General features: G+C 59.6%; 4 protein-coding genes. 2 read left to right on the forward strand and 2 right to left on the reverse strand.

Annotation, left to right across the window (positions count from 1 at the left end; translation table 11 throughout):
- Both VNM72_01155 and VNM72_01160 read left to right on the forward strand, forming a co-directional pair.
- The coding region (locus tag VNM72_01155; GenBank protein ID HXF04007.1) for a putative Ig domain-containing protein at positions 1 to 669 on the forward strand (669 nt) is incomplete at its 5' end.
- Between the two features lie 221 nt (positions 670 to 890).
- Positions 891 to 2,237, forward strand: coding sequence for a M24 family metallopeptidase (locus VNM72_01160; protein ID HXF04008.1), 1,347 nt, complete (start codon positions 891 to 893; stop codon positions 2,235 to 2,237).
- 11 nt (positions 2,238 to 2,248) lie between these two features.
- Here VNM72_01160 and VNM72_01165 read toward each other — a convergent pair whose 3' ends face one another.
- Positions 2,249 to 3,409, reverse strand: a complete 1,161-nt coding sequence (locus VNM72_01165) for a dihydrodipicolinate synthase family protein (protein HXF04009.1) — start codon at positions 3,407 to 3,409, stop codon at positions 2,249 to 2,251.
- Position 3,410: 1 nt separating this feature from the next.
- On the reverse strand, positions 3,411 to 4,025 hold the full coding sequence (locus VNM72_01170; GenBank protein ID HXF04010.1) for a gluconate 2-dehydrogenase subunit 3 family protein: 615 nt from the start codon (positions 4,023 to 4,025) through the stop codon (positions 3,411 to 3,413).
- Positions 4,026 to 4,184 lie beyond the last annotated feature (159 nt).

Consider the following 4,184-nt stretch of genomic DNA (forward strand, 5'->3'; position numbering starts at 1 on the left):
GTCGCGGAAGCCCGCGCCGCAGCGCAAGCCGCTGCTTTAGCCATTGCTCTCGGCGGCCCGCTTGCTTACGCTGCCGCTATTGCCCGGGCATCGGCGGCCGCGCGCGCCTGGGCCTCGGCTCAAGCTGACTGTCAGGCGATCGCTGCAGCCTTCGCCAGTGCCCAGGCAGCGGCAAATGCCTCGGCTCGTGCACTGGCACTTGCCCAGGCAGCCGCCAGCGCTGGAGCGTATGCCGCTGCCGTCGCCCAGGCTGCCGCTTCCGCTGCGGCCAGTGCGGCGGCGAGCGCGGAAGCCTCCGCCATGGCCAATGCCTCTGTGCGTGCCTCCGTGACGGCTCTCGTTGATCCATCGTGCAAGGATAACTTTTGTCAGCAAAGACAGCTCTCCCGCGAAGTTCGCATCGCATCGGATCAGAGCTTCACCATCGCTGCGCCGAGCGAGCTGGCGACGCTGGCACAGCACGGCGTGATTCAGTTTGCCTGGGAAGGCGATGTTGCACCTTCGGGACTCACGCTCGATCAGCGTAGCGGAGCCCTTTCCGGAGATGCCCGAGCTCTCACTCATCAGTCCTCTCCGCTGACGATCATTGCCCGCGATGCTGATGGATGCGAGCTGGCACGTTATACACTCACGGTTGTCGTCGAAGGCGACAACGTCTCGGGGAAGTAGTCGGCGCCCGGCTTCTCTCGCTCCGGCATTAAGCGAGTGACAGCGCGAGAGGGGAAAGGGAAGTCACCTTCTTTCCCTCCTCTAAACTGTTGCCGAAGATGCCAGCGTCAGGACACTACAGGGTCTTTCGCCGCCCAACCGATGGCGTCCTGAGTAAGGTACCTTTCCTCGGCGGGTTCGGCTAGAATGCTCCCTCGTAACTTTTGTTGAAGGAGGGAGCGATGAAACATCGCCTTGTGCTTCTTGCTTTCGCCCTGGCGATGCCTTCGGCGAAGGTCGCCGGACAGGACATTCCCAAACTTCCACCCTTACGCGAGCAGGCGGCGGTTCAACAGGCATGGCTGAAGGCGCGATTGGAAACGGTGCTGCCGAAACTCATGCGGGAAAACAACGTGGATATGTGGATCGTTGTCTGTCGGGAGTACAACGAGGACCCGGTCTTTTTCTCTCTGGTTGCGCCCACAACGTTTGCTGCCCGGCGGCGAACGATCTACGTCTTTTTCGATAGGGGACCCGACAAAGGGGTTGAGCGGCTGGCGCTCGGCGGTGGCGATCAAGGTGGGCTCTATACGGTGTATCGCGATCCCGAGACAGAACAACGCGAACTCTGGGGTCAATCGCAATGGGCGCTTTTGAAGAAGGTCATCAGTGAGCGCAATCCGCGGCGCATCGCCATCAATATTTCTCACACTCATGCGTTTTCCGATGGGCTCTCCGCTGGTGAATACGAGCAGCTTCAAGAGGCTCTTGGGCCGGAACTCACCGGGCGGCTTGTCCGGGCCGAACGATTGGCTCTCGACTACATTGCCCTGCGCGTGCCGGATATGCGGGTGTGGTACGAACGTATTATGGAGATCGCTCACGGGTTGATTGCACGGGCCTTCTCGCGTGAGGTGATCACACCCGGCGTCACGACGACCGAGGATGTCGTGTGGTGGTTGCGTCAGCAACTGGCCGATCGAGGACTGGGGACATGGTTTCACCCGACGGTTCGGGTCCAGCGGCGGGGAGGAGAAGATCCTCAGATTCTCAGGCCCTCGGGTCCTGTAGTCATTCAGCGAGGCGATGTTCTGCACGTTGATTTCGGCATCAAGGCGATGGGGCTCTGCACCGACACCCAGCACATGGGCTACGTTCTGCGCGAAGGCGAAACGGAACCACCTCCTGGGATTCAAGCCGCCTTGCGTGTGGCCAATCGTCTGCAGGACATCGTCATGGCGGCCATGAAACCCGGTCGGACGGGCAATCAGGTCCTGGAAGAAGCCCTGCAACGGATGAAAGCTGAAGGCATCAACGGATCGGTTTATTCTCACCCGATTGGAGATCACGGCCACGGGGCGGGTCCCCTCATCGGACTGTGGGATCGGCAAGAGGCGATCCCCGGTCGAGGAGACGTCCCCCTTCGGCCGGACACGTGGTATTCGATCGAACTGTCCGTGCGGGTTCCGATTCCCGAGTGGGGAGGCCAACTGTTATGGGTCGCGCTCGAAGAGGATGCCGCGCTGACAAGTGACGGCACGATGTCGTGGATTCTTCGCCGCCAGGAAAAATATCACCTGGTGAAGTGACGAGGAGGCATTCATCGGGACTCCCGGGAGCCATTACGCGCTGCGGAGATTTCCGGCGACGAAACCGGTGCTTCCTCCCATCGAGAAACCCAGAGGGGATCGGAATGCGCGCGAATCTCCTCTTTGAGACGGTAATATCTCTCGGCGAAGATCCGCTTCTCTTCCTCAGTCAATGAGGGCGTTCCGGGAGCCACTGCCGGGCTGGAGATAACGCCGTCGAGCAGGAGGGCATACTTGAGGCAGGCGATGAGCTTGGAGACTTTTCGCCCCCGCTGCGTGAAGGTGTACGTGTTACGGAATGATTCCAGAAGGTTGCGGTACCGATGCATCGCTTCCTCATCACCGGCATAGCAGACGCGCCAGGCTTTCTGCCATTCTCGCGGGAAGACATTGGCCGGGCCCGAGACGACGCCAATCGGCATAGCGTGGTGGAGGAGGTAGAGGTTCCAGTACTCCCGAATCTTGCCGAGAAGCCCTCGCGTCGGTTGAAACAGGTCGAAGATAAGCGACGCTTGCCCGACGTAGATGCCGAACTCATCCTTTTCGTTGAAGTGGAGCGATGCCTTCGTGTAGTGGCCCAGCACCTTTCGTGGAGCTGAGACCTTCATCCCGCAGATAAATTCCAGCCGGCTCAGCCGTTTCACGTCGCGGGTGCGAATGTGGGGCACCTGGGGATTGATGGCGATGTCGGCATTGTCGTAGAGAAAGAGCGGCAGCAGTTTCCCCTTTCGCTCGAAAAGCGCGACGACGTCCCGTTGGAAGAAGCGCACTACATCATCCAGGTCCCGAATCGAAAGCGGGGCAATGACGCCAGCATCGGCGCCGAGGTCGAGGGCGACCTCGAGATTAGCAAGAGTTTCGGCTCGTGTTGTCCCGGTAATCCCGACCCAGGCTTCCACCGGCGAGTGACCGTGTTGCTGGAGATGCTGGTTGATGCGACGAACCTCCTCACTTTCGATGGCCATGACGGCCTGACGCTGATCATTGGTCAGGCGATTCCATTCCCCGTTTGTTCCCACACCGAAGATGATGTCGGCTCCATACCCTCCCTGAACGACATAGCGGAAAACACGACGCTGGTCCGATTCGAGAATTCGACCTGCATCGTCGAGAACCGTGATGGTGGGGACGCTCAGACCGCGTTTGGGACGATACGTCTGCAGCGTGTACATCTCAGGCGAGATGCTCCGGATGGGTGCAGCCGGGGAAGTCTTTCATCCAGCGATTGCCTCGGTAGCGGAGTTCCTGATGAATACCGATCTCTGATGTGTAGTAGCCGTCAATCGTGCGGTTCTTGAGTTCACGGAAGAAGCGTTCGAGCAGCGTTTGGGGGTTTTGCTCATTCTGGCTGATTTCCCGGAGAATCGCCGTTTGCTCCTCCGGGCTGGCTTGAACGAAAACTTTGCCCACGCGCTCTTGAGTCAGGCGGTCGAGCTCGACCAACCCTTCGCGCCAGAGGCGCTGCGTCACCTCCGGAGACACGCTGACCACACGATCAATAAACTCGCTGACATTGGCAGCCCTCGCACCAGGGGAATGATGATCCGCCGGGATGATGAGATCGGTGAGAATATCCAGAGTCTCCTTTTCACGGCGAGTGAAGAAACGAAGCTCGACCGGTTTCGCGGATGGGGATGGTTGGGGATGCGCGTGATGGCCACCGGACACCTCCGGCTGTTCGGAGGAGGCGGTGCGGGGGAGAATTGGGAAACTGATGATCGAACCAACACTACCAGCGAGCGTTTTCAACGCATCCCGTCGGGTCGGATTCTTTTCCTCCTGGCTCATCCGCTCATCTCCTCTTGCGAGGTGCTGCCAGAGTATCAAACCGGAATGGCCAATGTCAAGAATCAGAGTCCTGGTAAGGGAGAGGATCCTCGGCGGTCTGGGGCCCGTTTGTTAAAAGCGTTTGATGGAGAGCACACAACCGTGATAGACTGGCCTTCC

This window comes from Blastocatellia bacterium, assembly GCA_035573895.1.
Taxonomy (GTDB): domain Bacteria; phylum Acidobacteriota; class Blastocatellia; order HR10; family HR10; genus DATLZR01.